General features: G+C 69.3%; 17 protein-coding genes and 1 tRNA gene. 11 read left to right on the forward strand and 7 right to left on the reverse strand.

From position 1 onward, the window contains the following. Position 1: 1 nt before the first annotated feature. The 7 genes from ACLF3M_RS02130 (at position 2) to ACLF3M_RS02160 (ending at position 5,958) form a co-directional block, all read left to right on the forward strand. Complete coding sequence (locus tag ACLF3M_RS02130) at positions 2 to 274, forward strand: DUF1427 family protein (protein ID WP_430655193.1); 273 nt, start codon at positions 2 to 4, stop codon at positions 272 to 274. Beyond that, entirely contained in the window at positions 271 to 2,208 is a 1,938-nt protein-coding gene (locus ACLF3M_RS02135) for an amidohydrolase (protein ID WP_430655194.1), read from the forward strand. The genes ACLF3M_RS02130 and ACLF3M_RS02135 overlap by 4 nt, the downstream gene beginning before the upstream one ends. Next, a complete protein-coding gene (locus tag ACLF3M_RS02140) occupies positions 2,208 to 2,612 on the forward strand; it encodes a DoxX family protein (RefSeq protein WP_430655195.1) in 405 nt (134 codons plus the stop codon). Before ACLF3M_RS02135 ends, ACLF3M_RS02140 begins: the two co-directional genes overlap by 1 nt. Continuing rightward, positions 2,609 to 3,292 (forward strand): YoaK family protein, encoded by a 684-nt coding sequence (locus ACLF3M_RS02145; RefSeq protein ID WP_430655196.1) that lies wholly within the window; start codon positions 2,609 to 2,611, stop codon positions 3,290 to 3,292. Before ACLF3M_RS02140 ends, ACLF3M_RS02145 begins: the two co-directional genes overlap by 4 nt. Positions 3,293 to 3,586: 294 nt before the next feature. Next, positions 3,587 to 4,765 (forward strand): hypothetical protein, encoded by a 1,179-nt coding sequence (locus tag ACLF3M_RS02150; RefSeq protein WP_430655197.1) that lies wholly within the window; start codon positions 3,587 to 3,589, stop codon positions 4,763 to 4,765. Next, the gene (locus tag ACLF3M_RS02155) at positions 4,762 to 5,346 is read left to right on the forward strand and encodes a protein-S-isoprenylcysteine O-methyltransferase (protein WP_430655198.1); all 585 of its coding nucleotides are present in this window, start codon (positions 4,762 to 4,764) and stop codon (positions 5,344 to 5,346) included. Before ACLF3M_RS02150 ends, ACLF3M_RS02155 begins: the two co-directional genes overlap by 4 nt. Positions 5,347 to 5,364: 18 nt before the next feature. After that, complete coding sequence (locus ACLF3M_RS02160) at positions 5,365 to 5,958, forward strand: hypothetical protein (protein ID WP_430655199.1); 594 nt, start codon at positions 5,365 to 5,367, stop codon at positions 5,956 to 5,958. Between the two features lie 71 nt (positions 5,959 to 6,029). Here the strand turns inward: ACLF3M_RS02160 and ACLF3M_RS02165 are convergent, their stop codons facing one another. Both ACLF3M_RS02165 and ACLF3M_RS02170 read right to left on the reverse strand, forming a co-directional pair. After that, entirely contained in the window at positions 6,030 to 7,154 is a 1,125-nt protein-coding gene (locus ACLF3M_RS02165) for an AI-2E family transporter (protein WP_430655200.1), read from the reverse strand. Between the two features lie 170 nt (positions 7,155 to 7,324). After that, a complete protein-coding gene (locus tag ACLF3M_RS02170; RefSeq protein WP_430655201.1) occupies positions 7,325 to 9,172 on the reverse strand; it encodes a hypothetical protein in 1,848 nt (615 codons plus the stop codon). A gap of 306 nt (positions 9,173 to 9,478) precedes the next feature. Here ACLF3M_RS02170 and ACLF3M_RS02175 point away from each other — a divergent pair, with 306 nt between their 5' ends. Together ACLF3M_RS02175 and ACLF3M_RS02180 are read left to right on the forward strand one after the other, a co-directional pair. After that, complete coding sequence (locus ACLF3M_RS02175) at positions 9,479 to 10,627, forward strand: hypothetical protein (RefSeq protein WP_430655202.1); 1,149 nt, start codon at positions 9,479 to 9,481, stop codon at positions 10,625 to 10,627. 318 nt (positions 10,628 to 10,945) lie between these two features. Continuing rightward, complete coding sequence (locus ACLF3M_RS02180) at positions 10,946 to 11,554, forward strand: hypothetical protein (protein WP_430655203.1); 609 nt, start codon at positions 10,946 to 10,948, stop codon at positions 11,552 to 11,554. A 34-nt stretch (positions 11,555 to 11,588) separates the two neighbouring features. Here the strand turns inward: ACLF3M_RS02180 and ACLF3M_RS02185 are convergent, their stop codons facing one another. The 4 genes from ACLF3M_RS02185 to ACLF3M_RS02200 form a co-directional block, all read right to left on the reverse strand. Further along, positions 11,589 to 13,100 (reverse strand): M81 family metallopeptidase, encoded by a 1,512-nt coding sequence (locus ACLF3M_RS02185; protein ID WP_430655204.1) that lies wholly within the window; start codon positions 13,098 to 13,100, stop codon positions 11,589 to 11,591. Then, a complete protein-coding gene (locus tag ACLF3M_RS02190) occupies positions 13,097 to 14,668 on the reverse strand; it encodes an ABC transporter substrate-binding protein (protein WP_430655471.1) in 1,572 nt (523 codons plus the stop codon). The genes ACLF3M_RS02185 and ACLF3M_RS02190 overlap by 4 nt, the downstream gene beginning before the upstream one ends. 293 nt (positions 14,669 to 14,961) lie before the next feature. Beyond that, positions 14,962 to 15,501, reverse strand: coding sequence for a hypothetical protein (locus tag ACLF3M_RS02195; RefSeq protein WP_430655205.1), 540 nt, complete (start codon positions 15,499 to 15,501; stop codon positions 14,962 to 14,964). A gap of 751 nt (positions 15,502 to 16,252) precedes the next feature. Beyond that, positions 16,253 to 16,327, reverse strand: a tRNA-Gly gene (locus tag ACLF3M_RS02200). 264 nt (positions 16,328 to 16,591) lie between these two features. On the opposite strand from ACLF3M_RS02200, the gene metZ reads away from it, so the two are divergent. Next, a complete protein-coding gene (metZ, locus tag ACLF3M_RS02205; protein ID WP_430655206.1) occupies positions 16,592 to 17,938 on the forward strand; it encodes an O-succinylhomoserine sulfhydrylase in 1,347 nt (448 codons plus the stop codon). 113 nt (positions 17,939 to 18,051) lie between these two features. Beyond that, entirely contained in the window at positions 18,052 to 19,077 is a 1,026-nt protein-coding gene (locus ACLF3M_RS02210) for an alpha/beta fold hydrolase (protein WP_430655207.1), read from the forward strand. 278 nt (positions 19,078 to 19,355) lie between these two features. Here ACLF3M_RS02210 and ACLF3M_RS02215 read toward each other — a convergent pair whose 3' ends face one another. Beyond that, positions 19,356 to 20,531 (reverse strand): enolase C-terminal domain-like protein, encoded by a 1,176-nt coding sequence (locus ACLF3M_RS02215; protein ID WP_430655208.1) that lies wholly within the window; start codon positions 20,529 to 20,531, stop codon positions 19,356 to 19,358. Positions 20,532 to 20,610: the final 79 nt, after the last annotated feature.

Consider the following 20,610-nt stretch of genomic DNA (forward strand, 5'->3'; position numbering starts at 1 on the left):
CATGAAGGCCTATCTCCTCGCCGTCGCCGTCGGGCTGCTGGTCGGCGCGATCTACGGCCTGCTCAACGTGCGCTCGCCGGCGCCCCCGGTGATTGCGCTGCTCGGGCTGCTCGGCATGCTGGCCGGCGAGCAGCTCGTCCCCGTCGTGCGCCGCCTGCTGGCCGGAGAGGGCATCGCCGTCTCCGCCGTGCGGGCGGAGTGCGCGAAGCACATGTTCGCGCAGCTGCCCTCGCACCAGGCGGCGCGTGACGCCGCAAACGAACCGCGCGCATGATCGCGCCCACGCGCCGCCAGGCGGCTGCCGCGCTCGGCGCCGCCGCCCTCTCCTCATTCACGGGAGCCCCCGCGATGGCGCAGAGCGCGCCCGACATCATCCTGACCAACGGCCGCTTCACCACGCTCGATCGCGGCAACCCGGACCCGGAGGCGGTGGCGATCACCGCCGGACGTTTCTCCGCCGTCGGGCCGGCGCGGGAGATCATGCCGACGGCCGGGCCGACCACGCAGGTGATCGACCTGTGCGGCCGGCGCGCCATCCCCGGGCTGATCGACAGCCACATGCACATCATCCGCGGCGGACTGAACTACAACATGGAGCTGCGCTGGGACGGCGTGCGCAGCCTGGCCGACGCGATGGCGATGCTGCGCCGCCAGGCGCAGGTCACGCCGCCGCCGCAATGGGTGCGCGTCGTCGGCGGCTTCACCGAGCACCAGTTCGCCGAGAAGCGCCTGCCCACCATCGAGGAGCTGAACGCGGCCGCGCCGGACACGCCGGTGTTCATCCTCCACCTCTACGACCGCGCCCTGCTGAACGCCGCGGCGCTGCGCGCCGTGGGCTACACCAGGAACACGCCGAACCCGCCTGGCGGCGAGATCGTGCGTGACGCCTCGGGCAATCCCATTGGGCTGCTGCTGGCCAAGCCGAACGCGCTGATCCTCTACGCCACCCTTGCGCGCGGCCCGAAGCTGCCGGAGGAGCAGCAGCTCAATTCCACGCGCCACTTCATGCGGGAGATGAACCGCCTCGGCGTCACCGGCGTCATCGACGCGGGCGGCGGCTTCCAGGCCTACCCCGACGACTACGAGATTATCCGCAAGCTGCACGCGGATGGCGAGCTGACGCTGCGCATCGCCTACAACCTCTTCACCCAGAAGGCCGGCGAGGAGCTGGAGGATTTCACCCGCTGGGGCCGCCTGGTCCGGCCCGGCGAGGGCGACGACACCTACCGCCACAACGGCGCCGGCGAGATGCTCGTCTTCTCCGCCGCCGACTTCGAGGATTTCCGCGAGCCGCGGCCGGAGATGCCGCCGGCCATGGAAGGACAGCTCGAGGCCGTCGTGACCCGGCTGGTCGAGAACCGGTGGCCCTGGCGGCTGCACGCGACCTATGACGAGACGATCTCGCGCGCGCTGGATGTCTTCGAGAAGGTGAACGGCGCGAAACCCTTCGGCGGGCTGCACTGGATGTTCGACCACTGCGAGACCATCAGCGACCGCAACATCGATCGCATTGCGGCACTCGGCGGCGGCATCGCCGTGCAGCACCGCATGGCCTACCAGGGCGAATACTTCGTGGAGCGCTACGGCGCGGCCGCGGCGGAGCGCACCCCGCCGATCCGCCGCATGCTGGAGGCCGGCGTGCCCGTCGGCGCCGGCACGGATGCGACCCGCGTCGCGAGCTACAACCCCTGGGTCAGCCTGTCCTGGCTCGTCACCGGCCGCACCCTCGGCGGGCTCCGCCTCTACCCCGAGCGCAACAGGCTCGACCGCGAGCAGGCGCTGCGGCTCTGGACGGAAGCCAACACCTGGTTCTCCACCGAGCAGGGCAAGAAGGGCCAGATCGTGGTCGGGCAGCTCGCCGACCTTGCCGTCCTCTCGGCCGACTACTTCAGCGTGCCGGAGGACGCGATCCAGGACATCGAGAGCGTGCTGACGCTGCTCGGCGGCAAGCCCGTCTTCGGCGCGGGCGACTTCGCCGGGCTCGCCCCGCCGCCGCCGCCGGTGCTGCCCGAATGGTCGCCGGTGCGCAGCTTCGGCGGCTACCAGAGGCGGGCGGAGGCGGTGGACCCCGCGCGCTTCGCGGCCGACTGCGGCTGCGGCACCGCCTGCGGCGTGCACGGCCATGCGCATGCCTGGGCACGCGGCGCGCCGGTGCGCGAACAGGGTGCCTTCTGGGGCGCGCTCGGCTGCGCCTGCTGGGCCGTCTGATGCGCCGCATCGCCGAGAGCCGGATCCTCGGCTGGCTCGCGCTGCTCTGCCTCTGCGCGGCCTATATCCAGGGCGGGCTCAACAAGCTGCTGGACTTCCCCGGCGCGATCGCGGAGGCCGCGCATTTCGGCCTGCCCGTCCCGCCGGTGACCGCGGCGCTGACGATCGCGGTCGAGCTCGGCGCCTCCGCCCTCATCCTCTCGGGGCGGCTGCGCTGGGCGGGCGCGCTGGCGCTGGCGCTGGCGGCCTTCACCCTCGCCGCCACCTTCGTCGCCAACCGCTTCTGGGTGCTGCCGCCGGGCATGGAGCGCTTCATGACCGCGAATGCGTTCTTCGAGCATCTGGGCCTGGTTGGCGGCTTCCTGCTCGTCGCGCGGCTCTTCCTGCGGCGAACGGAGCCGTGAGCGGCGCGGCGCCGCCGCGGCTGGATGCCCTGCCTGGGGCGATGCTGTCCTTCGCGGCGGGCTTCGTGGACGTGGTGGGCTTCGTCGCGCTGCAGGGCCTGTTCACGGCGCATGTCACGGGCAACTTCGTGCTGATCGGTGCCGAGGCGGCCGGCCTTTCGGCCGGCGGCGTCGTCGGCAAGCTGCTGGCGCTGCCGGTCTTCGCGGCCGCCGTCGCCTGCACGCGCCTGATGCTGCGCGGGCGCGCGTCCGGCAGCCTGCGGCACCTGCTTGTCGCGGAGATCGCCTTCCTCGTGCTGTTCCTCCTCCTCGGCCTACTGGCCAGCCCGGTGCGCGACGCCGATGCGCCGCTTGCGATCCTGGCCGGCATGGCCGGGGTCGTCGCCATGGGCATCCAGAACGCCGGCGCCCGCATCCTGATGCCGACCGCTCCGCCGACGACCATCATGACAGGCAACACGACACAGGTGGTGATCGACCTCACGGACCTGCCCGGCGCGTCCGCCGATGCGCAAGCCGCGGCCGGCGCCCGGCTGCGCCGGATGCTGCCGGCGGTCGGCAGCTTCGCGGCCGGGGCGATCCTCGGTGCGCTCGGCTATGCGGCGCTCGGGTTCTGGGCGCTGCTGATTCCGGTCATGGCCTTGGCGGCCTTGGTGATGCGAGCGGCGCGGGCAGGCTGACCGGTACGACGTCACCGGCCCTGCAGAGGGCGACAACACATCCACGCGTGCTGAGCATCGGCTTTGGGTGCGGAAAGCGGTCGTCGCCGCTCACCCGGCCATGAATGATCACGGCTCGCCAGTGTCGTACCGAACCTCGGGCGCGTCTTGCAATCGATGTGTACCCCAAGCCTCCCGCAATCGGCCGCATAGACAGAGATGCACGGGATTTGCCACGGGAAGCCGCGTCTGGCGCGATGCCAGCGCCGTCGTCCGTGACTCACCATCTGGCGGAAGTATGCTTTCATCCGCGGCATGGTTGAAAGGACCCCGGTCCGCAGCCGGATCGTCCTGTTCGTTCCAGGCTTCGAGCCACTGCCGACCGTCGCGCAGCGCGACCGGTTCGCCCGGACGCTTGCCCGCACGGCCGGGCTCTGGTCGCTGGAGGCCGCGGTCGGGCCGCTTGCGCCGGGTGGGGCCGATACCATGCCGTCCTTCGCGGCAAGCGCGCGGGGTGCGGACTGGCGCTGCGCGGCGGAGATCCGCCTGCTGGCCTGGGATGACCTGATCGCGGGAGAACTCGCACGCGGCTGGCCTGCCCTCGTCAGGCGAGGCGGCGCGGCGGTCGCGGCGGTGCTGCTGGATGGGACCGTCGCGCGCTACGCCGCTGCACATTGGCGCTACGCTCTCTTCGCGCTCGCGGCCTTGCTGCCGTTCCTAGGCATCGCCGCCGCGCTGCTGTTCGCGGGATTCGGTGTGGGTGCAGGGGCTCCCTGGTCGCTGCTGCCCGCCACGCTGTCGCTTCTGCTCGCGGCGCTTGCTGCATGGCGGCTGTCGTTTCCGGTGTTGCTCGCGGATTGGGCGCTGGCCCGCGACCTCGCCGGCGGCTGCGACCCCGCGCAGCAGGCTCGCATCGCGTGCTTCGCGCGCGCCATCCTCGCCACCCGCGGCGAGGCGGTGGACGAAGTGCTGCTGGCCGGCCACAGCCTCGGCAGCGTCTTCGCTGTCCAGGCGCTGGCACAGGCGCTGCGGCACGATCCGGGCTTGCTGCGGCGGATGCCGCGGCTGGTGCTGGTGGGGCTCGGCTCCTCGGTGCTGAAGGTGGCGCTGATGCGCGGTGCCACGGCGCTGCGGGCGGATCTGGCGCTGCTCGCGCGCAGCGAGGGCTTCGACTGGATCGAGTTCGCCTCCCGTCGGGACGTGCTGTCCTTCGAGCGAACAGGGCCGCTTGGCCCGCTGGGCATCACGGGGCGAGGGCCGGTCCTGGAAAGCGTGCATCCCCGCGACATGCTGGATGACGCGACCTGGCGGCGCACACGCTGGCGCTTCCTGCGGATCCACCGGCAATACGTCATGGGCAACGGGCGGCGGTACTTCTGGGATTTCGGGCTGGCCGTCTGCGGGCCGCTGCCGGTCGGCGTGGTCTGGCCGGACCGCGGGCTCGGGCCCAGCGGGGCGCTCGGCGCCGCGGCGATCGCGAAGGCGGCCGCGTGACGCCGCTCGTCGCCAAGCTCCTGCACCTCGGCTGCATGGTGGGCTGGTGGATCATCCGCCGACCCTTCGCGCGCAAGACGCGGCGCATCGCGCTGGCGCGCAACGCCCGCGACGCCCGCGAATGGGCCTTGCTGTCGATCTCCACGACCGGACTCGGGCTGATCCCCTTGTCCTACGTGCTGACGGGTTTTCCGGCCTTCGCCAATCAGGCCTTCTCGCCGGTGCGGGCCTGGGTGGGGGCGGTGGTGTTCGCAGCCGCGCTGGCCCTGTTCCAGGTGACGCACAAGACGCTCGGCCGCAACTGGTCGGTCACGCTCGTCGTGCGCGAGGGGCACGCGCTTGTTACGCAGGGAGTCTATCGTTACCTCCGCCATCCCATGTACGCGGCGTTCTGGCTCTGGGCGGTGGCACAGGCGCTGCTGCTGCAGAACTGGGTGGCGGGACCGGCGGGGCTGATCGGCTTCGGCACGCTCTACGCCTTCCGCATCGGCCGCGAGGAGTCCCTGATGCGTGCGACCTTCGGGGCGGATTGGGACGCCTATGCCGCGCGCACGTGGCGCGTGGTGCCCTTCCTTCATTAGGCCAGGAGGTGGCGGGCCATGCGACGACGCGCCTTGGGCCCGGCTGCCGCGGCCCTGGCACTCGGGCTCGTGGGCTGTGCGGTGCCTGGACCGGACAGGAAGCAGCCCGGACGCGGCCATGTCGTGCTGCTGCGCGGGCTGGCCAACGTCTTCTCGACCGGGATGGACCGGCTGGCGGCAAGGCTGGTCACAGCGGGGTACGGGGTCGAACTCGGCAACCATCTGGAGTGGTCGGATGCCGCCGCGCGGCTGATGGCGGCCGAGCGGAGCGGCGAATTGCAACGGCCGGTTGCGGCAGTTGGCCATTCGCTGGGCGCTGACGACGCAATCCGCCTGGCGGACGCGACAGGCGAGGCAGGGCTGGCATTAGACCTGCTCGTCACCTTCGATCCGGTGTGGGTGCATGACGTGCGGCCGGGTCCGCGGCGGGTGCTGAACTTCTACCTGGCCTCAGGGGCGTGGGGCCATGCACTCGCCGCTACGCCGGGCTTTGCAGGGCAGATCGAGAATGTGGAAGTGGACGCGCTCGGCCTGACGCATTTCGATATCGAGAAGGATGAGAGGCTGCACGCGGCGGTGCTGACGGCGCTGGGACAGGTGGAGAAGGCGTAGGCGTCAGCGAGTTCCATAGCGCAGTTACGGCCTGGTCGGCGAAGACCCTGCGCGTGTCACGGCAAGCAACGTCAACGCGGCGCTCCCGGTCGGGAATCGAAGTCGTGCGCCGACACCCTGGCGCGCGCGCCCGCCACCCAGCCCATGAATATCTGGTAGCCCAACGCCAGCAGCGTGGCCCCGACGAACATCCCGAGAATCCCGCCCGTCGCCATCCCGCCGAGCGCGCCCAGCAGGATGATCGGCATCGGTGCATCGACACCACGGCCAAGCAGCAGCGGCTTGAGCACGTTGTCGGTCATGCCGGCGACCAGCAGCAGTACGGTATAGGCAATCGCCGGCACGCTTTCATACGCGCCGCTCAGCCAGATGTAGGCGATGGCCGGTAGGGTGACGATGACGGCGGGGACCTGCGCGATACCAAGCACGAGTACGATCAGGGCGAGCACGCCGGCCAGGGGAACGCCGGCAACCAGCATACAAAGGCCGACGATGATGGCCTGGATGAAGGCGACGCCGACGACGCCGAGGGCGACGGCGCGAATGGTGGCGACCGACAGCGCGACGAGTGCCGGTCCGCGCGCTTCGCCGGCAAGCCGCGCGAAGATCGCCTGGCTGGCGCGGCCGCCTGCCTCGCCGAACGCCATGATGACGCCGGCAATGGCGAAGGATGCCAGCAGTTGCAGCATGCCGCCGCCGATGCTCGCGATGAAGCCTAGCGCGGCCGCCGCCAATTCGCCGATCTTGGGCTGCAGGGTCCGCACCAGCGCGGGCAGATCTGCGTATGCCTGGGCCCAGACAGCATGCGCGCGGCTGCCGACGACCGGCCAGGTCGCCAGGGAATCAGGCGGCGGCGGTATCGCGAGCGAGTTGGTCTGCACGCCGGTGATCACGTGCTGCACCGAATCGCCGAGCGAGCTCATCAGCAGTGCCGTCGGCGCGACGATCAGCAAGATGGCGAGGAGGACCAGCAGGGTCGATGCCAGCCCCTTCCTCCCACCGATCCTGCCGGCGATGGCCTGCTGCAAGGGATACAGCGTCACCGCCAGGATCAGCGCCCAGGCCATAAGCGCCAGGAAGGGCGAGAACACCTGATAGCACAGCATGACCATGGCCAGGATCAGGCCGGCTCGAATCAGCACTTCGAGGAAGCGGGAAGCGATGCGGTCCTCGAAGTCGGGATCAGTCGGGCTCATGGCAGGCCTCTCGTGTCACGCTGGACGGCGGCGTCGCGCGATTCAGGGGCAGCGCCTTCTGCCCGTCTCCGTCGTGAGGCCGCCTGCTTTCCCGCTTCCGTAGGCGACGCGATCGAGCGGAGTTGCAGTGTCGGCGTCCGCGGCATGACGCGGCCACGGAACTCGACGTATCAAGACATTCCAATGCTCGCTTCATTTCGGAAGAAGTGCTCGGTTCGTCGATTCTCTTCGCTGCGAAAGTCATTTCTGCCTTCGGATATCGCATCGAAGTCAATTTTCGCAGCAATGACGGCGCGGCACGTCATGTATGCCTTCGTCGCGGGTGTCTCTATCTCGTCCATGTATCGCTGGACAATTTCCACCATCTCCGCCTTGCGCCGGAAAAGGCTCAGCTGACCTTCATACGTATTGTTCTGTTGGGAGAGGAGTCGGGTTGTGCATTGCGCAAAATCTTCGCCGCCGCACCACGCCGGCAATCTTGCGCGGTTGTGCGCCCGAACGTCCGCCGGCGTGTATGAGCTAGCCTGCACAAGGGCGCGGAGCATCTCGTCCATGTAGAGCTGCGCCTGCTGGAACAGTGGAAGATCGCAGGTGTCGCAATCCGGCCTGATCGACTGCATCAGCCACCCGAAGAGGCTGCCTCGAGAGTTCCTCTGCTGTCTGACGATGGCATTATCGTGCGCCATGATCTCGTCCACGTCGATGAGCGACTGCCTGCAGGCCTGACCTACCCAGGCTGCGAGCAATTCGTCGTCGCTACGGACCGCACTCCCGGCCGTGGGCATCAAGTCGCCCCGGACCAGCAGGCGGTTCGCGCGGTCGTCGTAGGCGAAGCTGACGCGCCGGTAGGCGATCGGCCAGTCCGACAGCGAGCTTACGTTGAGTTCGAGCACGGGACGCAGCCCGGGCAGCCGGTGTTCCGCCCAGAAGCCACGATGCGTATGGCCGGAAAGGTAGACGAGCGGGTTACGAACGTCGGACATCATCCCGTACATCAGCAACCGTGTCTGCAATTCGAGCGACTGCCAGTTGTGGTGGCCAGCGAACACGACGATGTCGCCCTGCGTGACGGCTTCTCTGATCCACGGTGCGACGGCACGGAGCTGATCGGCGCGGATATGTCCCAGGCTGCCGGCGCTGCGTCCCATGATCGTGTCCCAGGTGCTGACGAGCGGGCCCGCTTGGTTCGTGTCGAGCGCGATGACAACGACGCCCCGCGTTGCCCCCGGCGCCCGCGGTAGTCGCAGGCGCTGCGCGATGAACGAATTGGCATAGTCGCGTCCGTCGATCAGATGCGCCTCTATGCCTGACACGAACGCGTCTGGATCGGGGTTGCGCCAGCTGACGCTTCGATCACCGGAAGAGGGTGGCGGCACGAGACCTGCGCCACGCGGTGCGACGCGGGCTTGGCCCGTGATGTACCGTGTGATGAAGTCGGGTTTGATGAACGCTTCCCTGTCTGTCCTGTGTGCGAGGTCCCCAGGTGTCGCGCCCCGGCGGCAGGCGCGGTTCCACCGATCTGCTCCGGGATCGAGTGAAGAGACCTGGAGATCGTAGGCGAAGATACCGAACAAAAGGCCGTCGTGATTGCCGGGCAGGATCGCGCCAGGCCGGTTCGCTGCACCGAAGACCTTGCCGATGCGCTCTGCCTCTGTACGACAGGACATGTCCAGGACATCGCCGAGGTGAATGAACGGTTCTGTCGGGTGGTTCTGCAATGCCCACTCGAGAATGCGGCGTCCGAAGAGCGTCTGCTGTGGTGGGCGCTGGCTCACCTCGACATAAGCGTCAATCGCACTCGCGTTATCGAGCAATGGGTAGCCTGTCGATTCGTGCTCCTGGGTGTCACTGACCACGACGATGGGGGAAGTCAGCGCGACGTAGTTGCCGCCAGGCTCCGGTCCAGGCACCTGTTGCGGGACGAAGCCATTGCGGCATCCCGTGAGGAGCGACGCTCCCAGCGCGCCCGCCAGCAGGGATCGGCGATTTCGCGGTTGCTCCATCGAGGAAATGTCCATTGATCCTCCCCGACATTCCCTAGATGCGCTGGAGCGAAAGGGTGCGCCTATTTGAAGGCTTTGCACCTATCAAAATCGGGCGCGCATGGCCGACCGACGCCTGCTGGTAGTGGCGGCGGCCGGGCGTGTTACCCGACGACCCGATTTGACAGCCAAACCTACCCGCCGTTGCGAATTTTCTGGCCGGTTCTCCAAATCAGTCCAAGATGATACGTCGGCTCGCCGATACGACTGCGAGGTCGCGCCGCCTCATCGATGTCGCAAAGGCACGATCGGCGGCGCGTTCAAAGGAAGGCTCTGCTCCCGATGGCTATCGGCATGGTCCGGCGCTGCCTGAGGCTCGGCCTGTGTGTCGCTGCAATGGGCGGCTGCACGTCGACGCCGCTGCTGGCCCCCGACCTTGCGGCTCCGCCAGCCATGTTGGTGCCCGCAGGCGCCGCCGGCGTGGTGGACTTTCGCGCCCGTTTTCGCGAGATACTCTGTGCCGTCACCCCGCCGGATTCGACCCGCACCTGCCAAGCCATGTTGCACAGGCTTGGCGGCGAGGCTCAGCCAAGTGGGCGGCCAGTCTGGCAAGGACCGCCGCGCCTCCCGCTGCGCCTGGCCATCGTTCCCGGCTATGGCGCGGACTGTTTTGCGGGCCTGGTCACCATCCTCGGCGACGCCCGCGCGCATCTGGCCACCATCGGCTGGCAGAGCATCGAAGTGCCAGTCGAGGGTCTGTCCTCCTCGACGCGGAACGCCGAGCTCATCCGTAATCGCGTACTCGCGGAGCCGCTCGCGCCAGGCGAACGCCTGGTCCTGGTCGGCTATTCCAAGGGCACGGCAGACATGCTGGAAGCCCTGGCGCGCTACCCAGAGATCCGCCCTCACATCGCGGCCGCCGTCAGCCTGGCCGGCACGGTCGCGGGCTCGCCGCTGGCGGACAATCCACCGCGCTTGTTGCCATGGCTGGCGCGCAACGCGCCGGGCTCCGGATGCGACGAAGGCGACGGTCGCGCCTTCGAGAGCCTCAGGCGGTCCACGCGTCTCGCGGCACTTGCGAGCTATTCCCCCTCGTCGAGTGGCGTGCCGATGTTCTCGCTCGGGGCTTTCACCGCGCGGCAGGATACCTCCTCCATATTGGTGCCGATGCATGACCGGTTGTCCGCGATGGATCCACGCAACGACAGCCAGACCTTGTTCACCGACCAGGTGATTCCGGGTTCCGTGCTGCTCGGCTACCTGAACGCCGACCATTGGGCGGTGGGACTTCCGCTCGACCAGGCACGGCCATTGCTCGCGGCCCTCTTCACCGACCGCAATGCGTTCCCGCGCCCTGCCATGCTGGAGGCCGTGATGCGCATCGTCGAGGAGACGCTGCTGGACGGCTCGCCTTCGTTCTCGCCGCCGCCCTCGCTGGCGGGACGGCGTCGAGCTGGCAGTGAATTGCGCTGGCCGAGCTCGCGCGAGTGACGCTGCTGGAGCGCGTGGCGGAAGCCGCGACTGGCGGAATCATCATCGGCTTCCTCGGCGTCGCACTTGGACCGGCCGTCGCGCTGCTATCACGGCGGTCGGCAGTTGGACGCTGCCGCTACTCGCCGCTGTGGTGCGGCTTGCGATTGACGCTGCCGCCCTCGCGCCGCGGCTCCGTACGGTGACGTAGCGGCGTGGCTCCAGCTCCGGGGGAAGCGGGACCCAGATGCAACCCTGGCCGCGCACCGCCGTCAGTGGATTGCCGTCGCACGATGTCGAACGCCCTGGAGCGACGCGTTGCCTGCAGGAGGCCAGATCGTGCACATCAACCTGCGCCGGTATCCCGTGATCGGGGTCGACCGTGACGTCGTCGAAAAGTCGGTCAGCGACGAACTGCTGCCGGCCCTGAAAGCCCTGCCAGGCGTCGAGGCGTATGTGGCGTTCTGGGATGGTTCGGGCGCCGGGGTCAGCGTCAGCGGCGCCGCTGACGCGGAGGCGGCGTACCGCTCGACCAACGCGGCTCGGCAATGGCTGGCAGGGCACCTGGACTTCTTTCCCCGCCGCGGCGACGAATTCTCGGGCGAGTGCTTCGTGAGGGAGGAAGCGCCCAGGCGAGCCTCACCGGGCGAGCCGCTTCCTTACGTCCTTGTCCGCGTGCTGGCCGGTGTCCCGGCAACCCAGGACACCCGAGCCTTCGTCGAGCAGCGGACGCTGCCGATGATCGCGCGCTCCCCGGGCTTCCGGGCAGTCTGGATGGCGCGAAGCGACCGCGAACCGGACCAGGCAGTGGTTGCCACATTCTTCGACACGCCAGACGAGGCCCTGGCCTGCCACGAAGCGGCCGTGGCGCTGCTGCGTGAAGGCCTGCCGACGGTTTCTCTTACCCAGCTTCTGCATGGCCGGGCGGTGATCGCGAGCGTCGCCTGAGCCTAAGCGGCCGCTGGTCGGATGCGCGGCTCCGTCACGCTCTGCCGTCGTCGACGCGGCGACCGGGATCGATTGGCCGCACACCCGGGCGCAGGCGGCGATAGGCATAGCCGCGGAGATCCGCGAGGTTCAGACCCGGCGCGGCCGCGACGATGATGCGAGCGGCCATCGCCTCGTATTCCGCGCGGAAGTGCACGGTGCTCTTGAGCACGACGATGGCGACCTGCCGCGGGTCGATCCCGGCATGCCGCAGTATCGCCGTGTCCGCCGCCTGCAGGCGCCGCTCCGAGACCAGCACGCGCACGCCTCGATGCCGAAGCAGGGCGGTGGCGCCGACGTCCCAGCGGATGCCGCGATACATCGGGCCGACGGCCGTGATGCGGCCGTCGGCGAGGCGCGCGACGGTGAAGCTGGCTTCCACCGGCGCCTCGCCGGGCACCGTGGCGGCATGGGCGCCGAGTCGAAAAGGCGCGGCGGCACCTGCGCCGATCGCATGGGCCTGACTCACGGCCGCGGGGTCGTGCAGCAGGGCGAACACCGCATCGGGTGCGTCCAGCGCGATCAACTCGCGCAGCAGGCCGACCGTGTCGCCCATCCCGCCCGCGCCAGGATTGTCCTGCGTGTCGGCGACGACGACGGGCCGCCCGGCCGCGTGCCTCGCCGCGGCGATCGCTTCCCGGATTGCCGCCTCCGGACCGGGCAACGCGGCGTCGAACTCGTGCTCCGCCTGCAGCAGCCAGCGCGCGATGTCATCCGCTGCCCGCTCGGCATCCGCCGCTACGCCTGCAAGGACGACGATCGCGGGCCCGGCATAGGGCACGTCGGCCGGAGGAAAACCGAGCGCCAGCTCGGCGCCGGCGATGCCCTGGTGCCGCCCCAGGGCCTCGCAGGCTTCGAAGAGCCGGGCGGCGGGGCCCGTTGTCGTTCCCTGAGCATGTAGAGGGATGAGGAAAGGCAGCGAGCGGAAGGCACTGTGGAAGCGCTCGCCAGCCATGCAGCGCATGAGCAGCGCCGCGGCACGCGCCCCTGTGACATCCATGTCGAGGTGCGGATAGGTGCGAAAGGTCGCCAGCCCGTCCAGCGCCGCCACGCGTTCGGGCGAGAGATTGGCATGTAGGTCGAGGCTCGCCACCACCGGCACGTCGGGTCCGAGCCGCGCGCGCAACCGCCGCAGCAGCGTCAGTTCCGGATCAAGATCGTCCTCGGCCACCATCGCCCCATGCAGGTCGAGGTAGACGCCGTCGAGCGAAGGCACCTTCGCGATGCCGTCGAGGATCAAGCCTGCGATCGTCTCGAAGGCGTCGCGCGTGACCGGACCGCAGGGCACGGCGCTGGCCCAGGCGACGGGATGCAGCTCGTGCCTCGCCGCGGAGAGCGCTTGCATCGCGCCAGCGATCGGCACGTTCAGCCCACCGAGCACCGGAGCCATGTCGTTCCCCCTGGTCAGCCCGGGCAGCGTGCCCGGTCGCAGGAACGAGGCGAGGTCCGCCGGGATCGGCGAGAAGGTGTTGGTCTCGTGGAAAAAGCCGGCGAGCGCGACCTTCATCCGGCGCGCCGCACGCCGTGGAAGACGACGCCGCCCTCGACCATATCGACGAGGTCGCTGCGCCAGGCCATGGCGCGGCGGATCAGGCCGAGGGGGATGTAGGGCACGTCCTCGAACATAGTGGCCTGCATCTCGTCGCAGATGCGCTTCTGCGCGGCGGGGTCCGGAGCCTCGAACCAGGCGTCGCGCAAGGTCTCGAGCCGCGACGAGGTTGGCCAGCCGAACCACGCGCTGCGTCCGTTGCCGCGCAAGGCGAGGTTGGACGCGGGGCTCGCCATGTCGAGGCCGGGGAAGCCGGAGTGGTGCACGTTCCAGCCACCCCGGTCGGGCGGTGCCGTCGAGGTGCGGCGCTGCAGGACCGTGTTCCAGTCTAGAACCTGATAGTCGAGGTTTATCCCGATCCGGCGGAACATGTCGGCGGCAACCTCCGTCACAGCCTTGATCTCAGGCACGTCGCTGACGCCGAGGAACACGACCCGCTCGCCGTTATAGCCCGCGGCCGCGAGGTCGCGACGCACGCGCCCGAGGTCGCGCGGGCCGGTGAGACGATCCATGCCCACCTCGCTCGCCATCGGCATGCCGGGCGTGAAAGCGCCGCAGCGCGCATCCCACATCGCGGGGTCAGTGCCGGCCGCCGCGATCATGTAGTCCTGCTGCGCGACCGCGCCGATGATGGCCCGACGGATGGCGGGATTGTCGAAGGGCGGGTGCAGGTGGTTGAAGCGCAGGAACTGGAGCGCGCCGGTGGGATCGAGCACCCGCACCGTCACCCGGCGGTTACGGCGAAGCAGCGGCAGCATGTCGGGCGTGGGGCGTTCCCACCAATCGACCTCGCCGGCCGCGAGGGCGGCGGCGGCCGTTGAGGGATCGGGGATGATCACCCACTCGACACGGTCGAAATGCGCGACCTTCGGACCTGCCGTCATGCTGGGCTGCCCGCCCTGGCGCGGCACGTAGCCGTCGAACCGCTCATAAACCACACGGTTGCCCTGGGACCATTCTCCCGCGACGAAGCGGAAGGGCCCGCTCCCCACCATCTCTGTCACGCGCGTGCCGGCGTCGGTTCGGGCGAGACGCTCGGGCATGATGCAGGGCATGTTCACGCCCGGCTTGCCCAGGGCCTCGGGCAGCAACGGGAAGGCGCGTTTCATGCGGAACTGGACGACGCGGTCCGATGCGGCCGACAACTCGTCCGTCGCGGCCATCAGCGCGGCGCCGTACGCATCGCGGGCGGCCCAGCGACGAATGCTGGCGACCGCATCCGCCGCACGGACCGGCTCCCCGTCGTGGAAGCGCAAGCCTTCGCGCAGGGTCAACCGCCACAGGCGGCCTTCCTGCTCCGCGACGTGCCCCTCCAGCATCTGGGGCTGGATGCGATACGCGGCATCCATGCCATAGAGCGTGTCGAAGACGAGGTAGCCGTGGTTGCGCGTGATGTTCGCGCTTGTCCAGACGGGATCGAGGATGGCCAGATCGGCCTGGGGCACGAAGCGCAGCACGGCCGCCGCCCGGGCAATCCGAGGTGCCAAGCCCGCGGCCAATGCCGCCATCAATGGGCGCCGACGCATGAGAACATCTCTCCGGGGTCCAAGATCGAAATCTAGGTGTTCCGTGGGCGCGCGCCTATTCGAAGTTGAACCTGAGGCCTGGCCGCCTTCCTCCTGCGCCGGCACTCGGCGGACTGGCAGCCCTGTCCTGTCCGCAATCGCGCAGTGGCGCCGCGATCGAGTTGGCAGCGAAGGTCGCAGCAGGGCGGAACGCAGTCCGTTGCGGTCTGACGCGAGAGGAGAATCCGGCAGTCCGGTCGCCTCGTATTCTCATGGCGAAATGGGCGGGTTGCCCCGCCACTTCCCCGACGGAATCAGCGCAGCGCATTCCCCAAGAAGCCGGCGAGACGCTTGACGGTCGGGTCGATCACCTCCGGAGCGTCGTAGTAGGCGAGGTGCGGAGTATCGCCCTCCCAGGAGAGCTCCTTCTGTGCGCTCGGGATCGCCGCGAAATGGCGCCGGGCGGCCTCTGGCAAGAAGGAATAGTCGCTGTGGATCATCAGATACGGCTTCGTGAGCCGGGCGGCAGCGCTCAGGCTCTCGTAGCCCAGCAGGTCGGCATCGTTCATGACAGCGTAGCGGTTGTCCCAGATGCCGCGATCGGCCCAGGTGTGGTACCAGTCCCAAACGAACTTTCCGGGCATGCCGACATCCATTCGTTCGGCGTCGACGCCAGGCACGTACTCCACCTCACCCGTCTCGTCGAAGCGGAATCGCGCCTTCCAGCCGCGCTCAAGCCGCAGCTGGAGCGCGGCTTCACCGAGCCACTGCACGTCCGCGTCGTGGTCCCTGTAGTGGCCAGCGATCGTCGCGCCAGCCCTGATCGTCTGCTCGTCGGCGAGCGCGCGCATCATCTCCAACGAGCCCTGGCAGATGCCGAGCCCGGCGATACGCCCCGCATCGACCTCGTGCGCGATTGACGGCGAGGTAGTGGCCGCGGACGACGAGGTCGTCGACGGACCAGCCGGCGTTCTGGCCGGCCTCGACGTGCAGGCCCTGCCATCCGAAGCCGCTGCTGGAGGCGTGCAGGGGCGCATGCGCAAGCGCCTTGACGGGCGCCCCACGGGCGGCGCCTTGGCCGAATGGGATCCGCGATCCCGCTACTCTCGACGAGGGTTTCGTCACGCGTCCATCACGGCTCATTCGCGCATGCGCAGGCACGAGCTGGCAACTGAAATAAGGATGAAAGCATGCTTCAGCTCATCGGCAGGTACGCGCTTCGCGGCCGAGGGCACCTCGCTCGCCACCGTCCGGCTTCAGCGAGCGTCACGCTGCGAGGCTAGCCCATGTGATGCAACGCCGGTCGGCGTCCAGGTCGCCGCCCGTCCTTGCGGACGAGGGTGTCTGGAAGAGGGATGAGTGCTCGCCATCTGACGATGATGTCAGAACAAGGCGAAAACCTTGTCCGGCCCGTCTGCTCGTCCGGTAGCGGCGGCTTTCTGCGGTTTCTGCCGGACGACCGCCCGACGAGCGCGGACGACGAAGCCCGAAGGCGGCGCGGCCGACAGCCTGGATCGCATTCGATCCGCCGGTCGACTCTGGTGTGCCCCCGCTCAGGCTAGTGCCCCCGTCCTTACCATCCTTCAGCTTTAACCTACTGAAAAATGGAGCGGGCGATGGGAATCGAACCCACGACATTCAGCTTGGGAAGCTGACGTTCTACCTCTGAACTACGCCCGCAGCCCTTGAGGCGCTCCCGTTATAGGGGGGCCGCCCCGCCCCGGGCAAGCGGCCTTGACCCCGCCGGGGTGACGGACGTAAGCACGGTGCCGGCAGCGATGCCCCTCGCGATTTGTCCGGCCTGCTTGCGGCGAGGTTCCGAAAGGACGGTGGCCCTCCACCGAAAACAAGCGCGCTAAACGGCCGCAGGGCAGATCGCTGCCCTCGCCCCGTGCAGGGGGCCGGACGCCCGTATTCGCGCCCCGCGCGCGCAGAGGTGTCCCGATGGCCAAGCGCCTGCCCGAACGCTCCCTCCGCCCCGCCACCCAGCTCGTGCGCGGCGGGCAGATGCGGTCCGGCTTCGACGAGACGTCGGAGGCGCTCTACCTGACCTCCGGCTTCGTCTATGACGACGCCGAGCAGGCCGAGGCCACCTTCCTCGGCACCGCCCAGCACTACCAGTACAGCCGCTTCGGCAACCCGACGGTGACCATCCTGGAGGAGCGCCTGGCCCTGCTGGAAGGCGCGGAGGCCTGCCGGCTGACCGCGACGGGCATGGCGGCAGTGCATGCGTCGATGCTGTCGCAGCTGAAGACCGGCGACCGGGTGGTGGCGAGCCGTGCTCTGTTCGGGTCCTGCCACTGGATCGTCTCCACCCTGCTGCCGCGCTACGGCATCTCCACGGAGTTCGTGGATTGCGGCGACCTCGACCAATGGAAGCGGGCGCTGTCGAAGCCGGCCGCGCTGGTGCTGCTGGAGACGCCGTCCAACCCGATGCTGGAGCTGGTGGACCTCGCCGCGGTCTGCGACCTCGCGCATGCCGCCGGCGCGATCGTGGTGGTGGACAACGTCTTCGCCACCCCCCTGCTGCAGAAGCCGCTGCAGTTCGGCGCCGACGTCGTGGTCTATTCGCTGACCAAGCACATGGACGGCCAGGGCCGCGTGCTCGGCGGCGCGGTGATGGGTCGGAAGAAGTGGGTGGACGAGGTGCTGCAGCCCTTCATCCGCAACACCGGGCCCTCCATCAGCCCCTTCAACGCCTGGGTCATCATCAAGGGGCTGGAGACGCTGCATCTGCGCCTGCCCGCGATGTGCCGCTCCGCAGCCGCCATCGCCGACTTCCTGGCCGAGCGCAGCGAGGTCGGGCGCGTGCTCTATCCCTTCCGTGCGGACCATCCGCAGCAGGCGTTGGCCAAGGCGCAGATGGCGGCCGGCGGCAGCCTGGTGACCTTCGACATCAAGGGCGGGAAGGACGCGGCCTTCCGCTTCATGAACGCGCTGAGGCTGGTGGACATCTCCAACAACCTCGGCGACGCGAAGTCGCTCGCGACGCATCCCGCGACGACGACGCATATGCGCGTCGGCGCGGAGGAACGCGCCAGACTCGGCATCGGCGATGGCACGATCCGTCTTTCCGTCGGGCTCGAGGATGTCGCCGACCTCATCGAGGACCTGTCGGAGGCGCTGGATGCGATCGCACCGGCGCCGCGCAAGGCCTGGACGCCGGCCGCCGAGGAGCCGGCGCCGGCGGCCGCGCCGGCCAGGCCGGAGAGGCCGCGGCGTTCCGCGCCGCCGCCGCTGCTGGCGGAGGCCGGCCTCGACCTGCCGGCGGCGCCGTCGCGCCGGAAGTAGGTCTTCGGTTGCGTCAGGCCATCGCCGGACGGCCAGGCCTGCGTCGAGTCCTGTAACCGGCGTCGGCTTTTACTTGACGCAAGTTCACGGATCGGGGATGGCGGTGGCCGATCGTGCACGGGATCGGCCACCTCCTCCGGATCGTCTTCTGCGGCGCGGCGCTGCTTGGCGCGGCCTGCTCGCCGGTGGTCATCCCGGGCGGGCCGGCCAGCATCGCGCCCGACCTGGTGGGGGATGCGATCGTCGCGCCGGACGGCGCGCGCCTGCCGCTGCGGCGCTTCGCCCCCGATGGCCCGCCGCGCGCCGTGATCCTCGCCCTGCACGGCTTCAACGACCACAGCGGGAACTTCCTGACCGACAGCCTGCCCGCCCTGCATGAGGCCGGGCTGCTGGTCTATGCCTATGACCAGCGCGGCTTCGGCCGGGCGCCCAACCGCGGCTACTGGGCAGGGACCGAGACGATGGCGGCCGATGCGGTCGCCGCGGCGCAGGTGATCCGGCGCCGCCATCCCGGCCTGCCGCTCTATCTGCTCGGCGAGAGCATGGGCGGGGCGGTCGCGATCGTGGCGAGCGGCAGCGCCACGCCGCCGCCGGTGGATGGCTATCTCCTGCTGACGCCGGCGCTCTGGTCGCGCGACTACATGAACGGGCCGATGCGCGGCGGGCTGTGGCTGGTCGCCCGCACCATCCCCGCGCTCAGCGTGTCGGGCGGCGTCGGCGGCATCGTGGCGTCGGACAACACCGAGGCGTTGCGGCGGCTCGGCCGCGATCCCCTCGCGATCCGCGAGACGCGGGTCGATTCCGCGGTGGGCCTGGTGGACCTGATGGACGCGGCGGTCGCGGCGCTGCCGGCCTGCTGCCGGCGCGCTGACGGGACGCGCGCGCCGACGCTGCTGCTGATCGGGGACAAGGACATGATCGTGCCGACGCATGCCTCGCGCCGGGCGATGCGGCGCGTGGCGCCCGACGCGCCGGTACGGATCGGCGTCTATCCCGAGGGCTACCACCTGCTGCTCGCCGGCGGGAACCGCGACGACGTCGTGCGCGACGTCGTGTCCTTCGTCACCGTCCCGACCGCGCCGCTTCCCTCCGGCGCCGATACCGAGGCGCGGCGCTGGCTGGTCAGGCCAGTCCCTTAGCCCGCGGTCGGCCTGAGTGTGCTCACTGAAGGTGGGCACGCCAGGCCGTGAATCGCCGGGTCAAGGAAAGCTGGACCCGTATCGGGCTGACGACAGTCAGCCCGATACGGGTCGAGCCCGCGATCGCTCTGAGTGTGCACGCCGCAGGCGGGCATACGAGGAGCGTGAATCACCGGGCCAGAGAAAGGTGACCTGCGTTGCCCTGACCACAGTCAGGGCAACGCAGGTCCAGCCCGCGATCGCCGCAGGCACGCAGCGCCGGAGGCGTGAATCGCCGGCTACAAAGTCTTGAACACCGCGTAGAGCGCGTTCTTCGCCTCGAAGCCGATGCCGGGGATATCGGGCATCTGCACGCGGCTGTCCTTCACCGGCACGTCGTCGGCGAAGCCGCCGAAGGGGGCGAAGACCTCGGGGTAGCTCTCGTTGCCGCCGAGACCCAGGCCCACTGCGATGTTCAGCGCGAACTGGTGCCCGCCATGTGGCACGCAGCGCCGCGGCGACCAGCCATGCTCGACCAGCATCTGCAGCGTGCGGAGATACTCGACCAGGCCATAGGACAGCGCGGGGTCGAACTGCAGGATGTCGCGATCGGAGCGCAGCCCGCCATGACGGATCAGGTTGCGGCAATCCTGCATGGAGAACAGGTTCTCTCCGGTTGCGATCGGCGGGCCATAATGCTCGGCCAGCGTCGCATGCGTCGCGTAGTCCAGCGGGTCCAGCGGCTCCTCGTACCAGCGCAGGTTCAGGGGCTGCAGCGCCGCGGCGTAGCTCAGCGCGGCATGCAGGCCGAACCGGCCGTTGACGTCGACGCAGAGCCGCGAGCCGTCGCCGCCGAGCAGCTTCAGCACGGCCTCGATCCGGCCGACATCCTCGACCAGCGCAGCCTTGAGCGGCGTGCCGGGCGCGCCGCCGATCTTCATCTTCACGGTGGAATAGCCCATGTCGAGATAGCGCTTCATCTCGTCCACCAGCGCGTCCACGCCCTTGCCGGGATAGTAATAGCCGCCGGCCGCATAGACCCAGGCCGCGGCATCGGCCTTGCCGTTGTTGTAGCGGTCCGCGAGCAGGCGCCAGAGCGGCACGCCTTCCAGCTTCGCGGCAGCGTCCCACAGCGCCATGTCGAGCACGCCGACGGCGACGCTGCGCTCCCCATGGCCGCCGGGCTTCTCGTTCTTCATCATCACGGACCAGGCGCCGGCGGGGTCGAGGCGGCCCTGGCTGTCCGTCACCTGCGCCTCCGTCGCCTCGGTCAGGCGAGGGACGAAGCGCTCGGCAAGCAGGCCGGGCTGGGCATAGCGGCCGTTGGAGTTGAAGCCGTAGCCGGTGGCGCGCTTGCCCTCGCCCTCGACGGTCACGGCGACGATGGAGGCCGTCATCTTGGAGAAGTCGATATAGGCGTTGGCGATCTCGCTGCTGATCGGCGCGACGCCCTGCTTCACGCTCACGATGCGCATGGCTTTGTTCCCGGTATTCCTGGCCCTCTTGTCGCGCCGGGCACCCCGGCCGCACAAGGGGGCAGCAAGCCGGAGGAAA

The sequence above is a fragment of the Falsiroseomonas sp. HW251 genome (assembly GCF_050563545.1).
Taxonomy (GTDB): Bacteria; Pseudomonadota; Alphaproteobacteria; order Acetobacterales; family Acetobacteraceae; genus Falsiroseomonas.

What these genes read in the sequence shown, in the direction of transcription:
- ACLF3M_RS02150 (WP_430655197.1), top strand. Translation starts at nt 3,587, where the DNA reads ATGGTTGAAAGGACCCCGGTCCGCAGCCGGATCGTCCTGTTCGTTCCA.
- ACLF3M_RS02170 (WP_430655201.1), bottom strand. Translation starts at nt 9,172, where the DNA reads ATGGACATTTCCTCGATGGAGCAACCGCGAAATCGCCGATCCCTGCTG.
- ACLF3M_RS02130 (WP_430655193.1), top strand. Translation starts at nt 2, where the DNA reads ATGAAGGCCTATCTCCTCGCCGTCGCCGTCGGGCTGCTGGTCGGCGCG.
- ACLF3M_RS02190 (WP_430655471.1), bottom strand. Translation starts at nt 14,668, where the DNA reads ATGCGTCGGCGCCCATTGATGGCGGCATTGGCCGCGGGCTTGGCACCT.
- ACLF3M_RS02215 (WP_430655208.1), bottom strand. Translation starts at nt 20,531, where the DNA reads ATGCGCATCGTGAGCGTGAAGCAGGGCGTCGCGCCGATCAGCAGCGAG.
- ACLF3M_RS02135 (WP_430655194.1), top strand. Translation starts at nt 271, where the DNA reads ATGATCGCGCCCACGCGCCGCCAGGCGGCTGCCGCGCTCGGCGCCGCC.
- ACLF3M_RS02165 (WP_430655200.1), bottom strand. Translation starts at nt 7,154, where the DNA reads ATGAGCCCGACTGATCCCGACTTCGAGGACCGCATCGCTTCCCGCTTC.
- metZ (WP_430655206.1), top strand. Translation starts at nt 16,592, where the DNA reads ATGGCCAAGCGCCTGCCCGAACGCTCCCTCCGCCCCGCCACCCAGCTC.
- ACLF3M_RS02140 (WP_430655195.1), top strand. Translation starts at nt 2,208, where the DNA reads ATGCGCCGCATCGCCGAGAGCCGGATCCTCGGCTGGCTCGCGCTGCTC.
- ACLF3M_RS02175 (WP_430655202.1), top strand. Translation starts at nt 9,479, where the DNA reads ATGGCTATCGGCATGGTCCGGCGCTGCCTGAGGCTCGGCCTGTGTGTC.
- ACLF3M_RS02185 (WP_430655204.1), bottom strand. Translation starts at nt 13,100, where the DNA reads ATGAAGGTCGCGCTCGCCGGCTTTTTCCACGAGACCAACACCTTCTCG.
- ACLF3M_RS02195 (WP_430655205.1), bottom strand. Translation starts at nt 15,501, where the DNA reads ATGATGCGCGCGCTCGCCGACGAGCAGACGATCAGGGCTGGCGCGACG.
- ACLF3M_RS02160 (WP_430655199.1), top strand. Translation starts at nt 5,365, where the DNA reads ATGCGACGACGCGCCTTGGGCCCGGCTGCCGCGGCCCTGGCACTCGGG.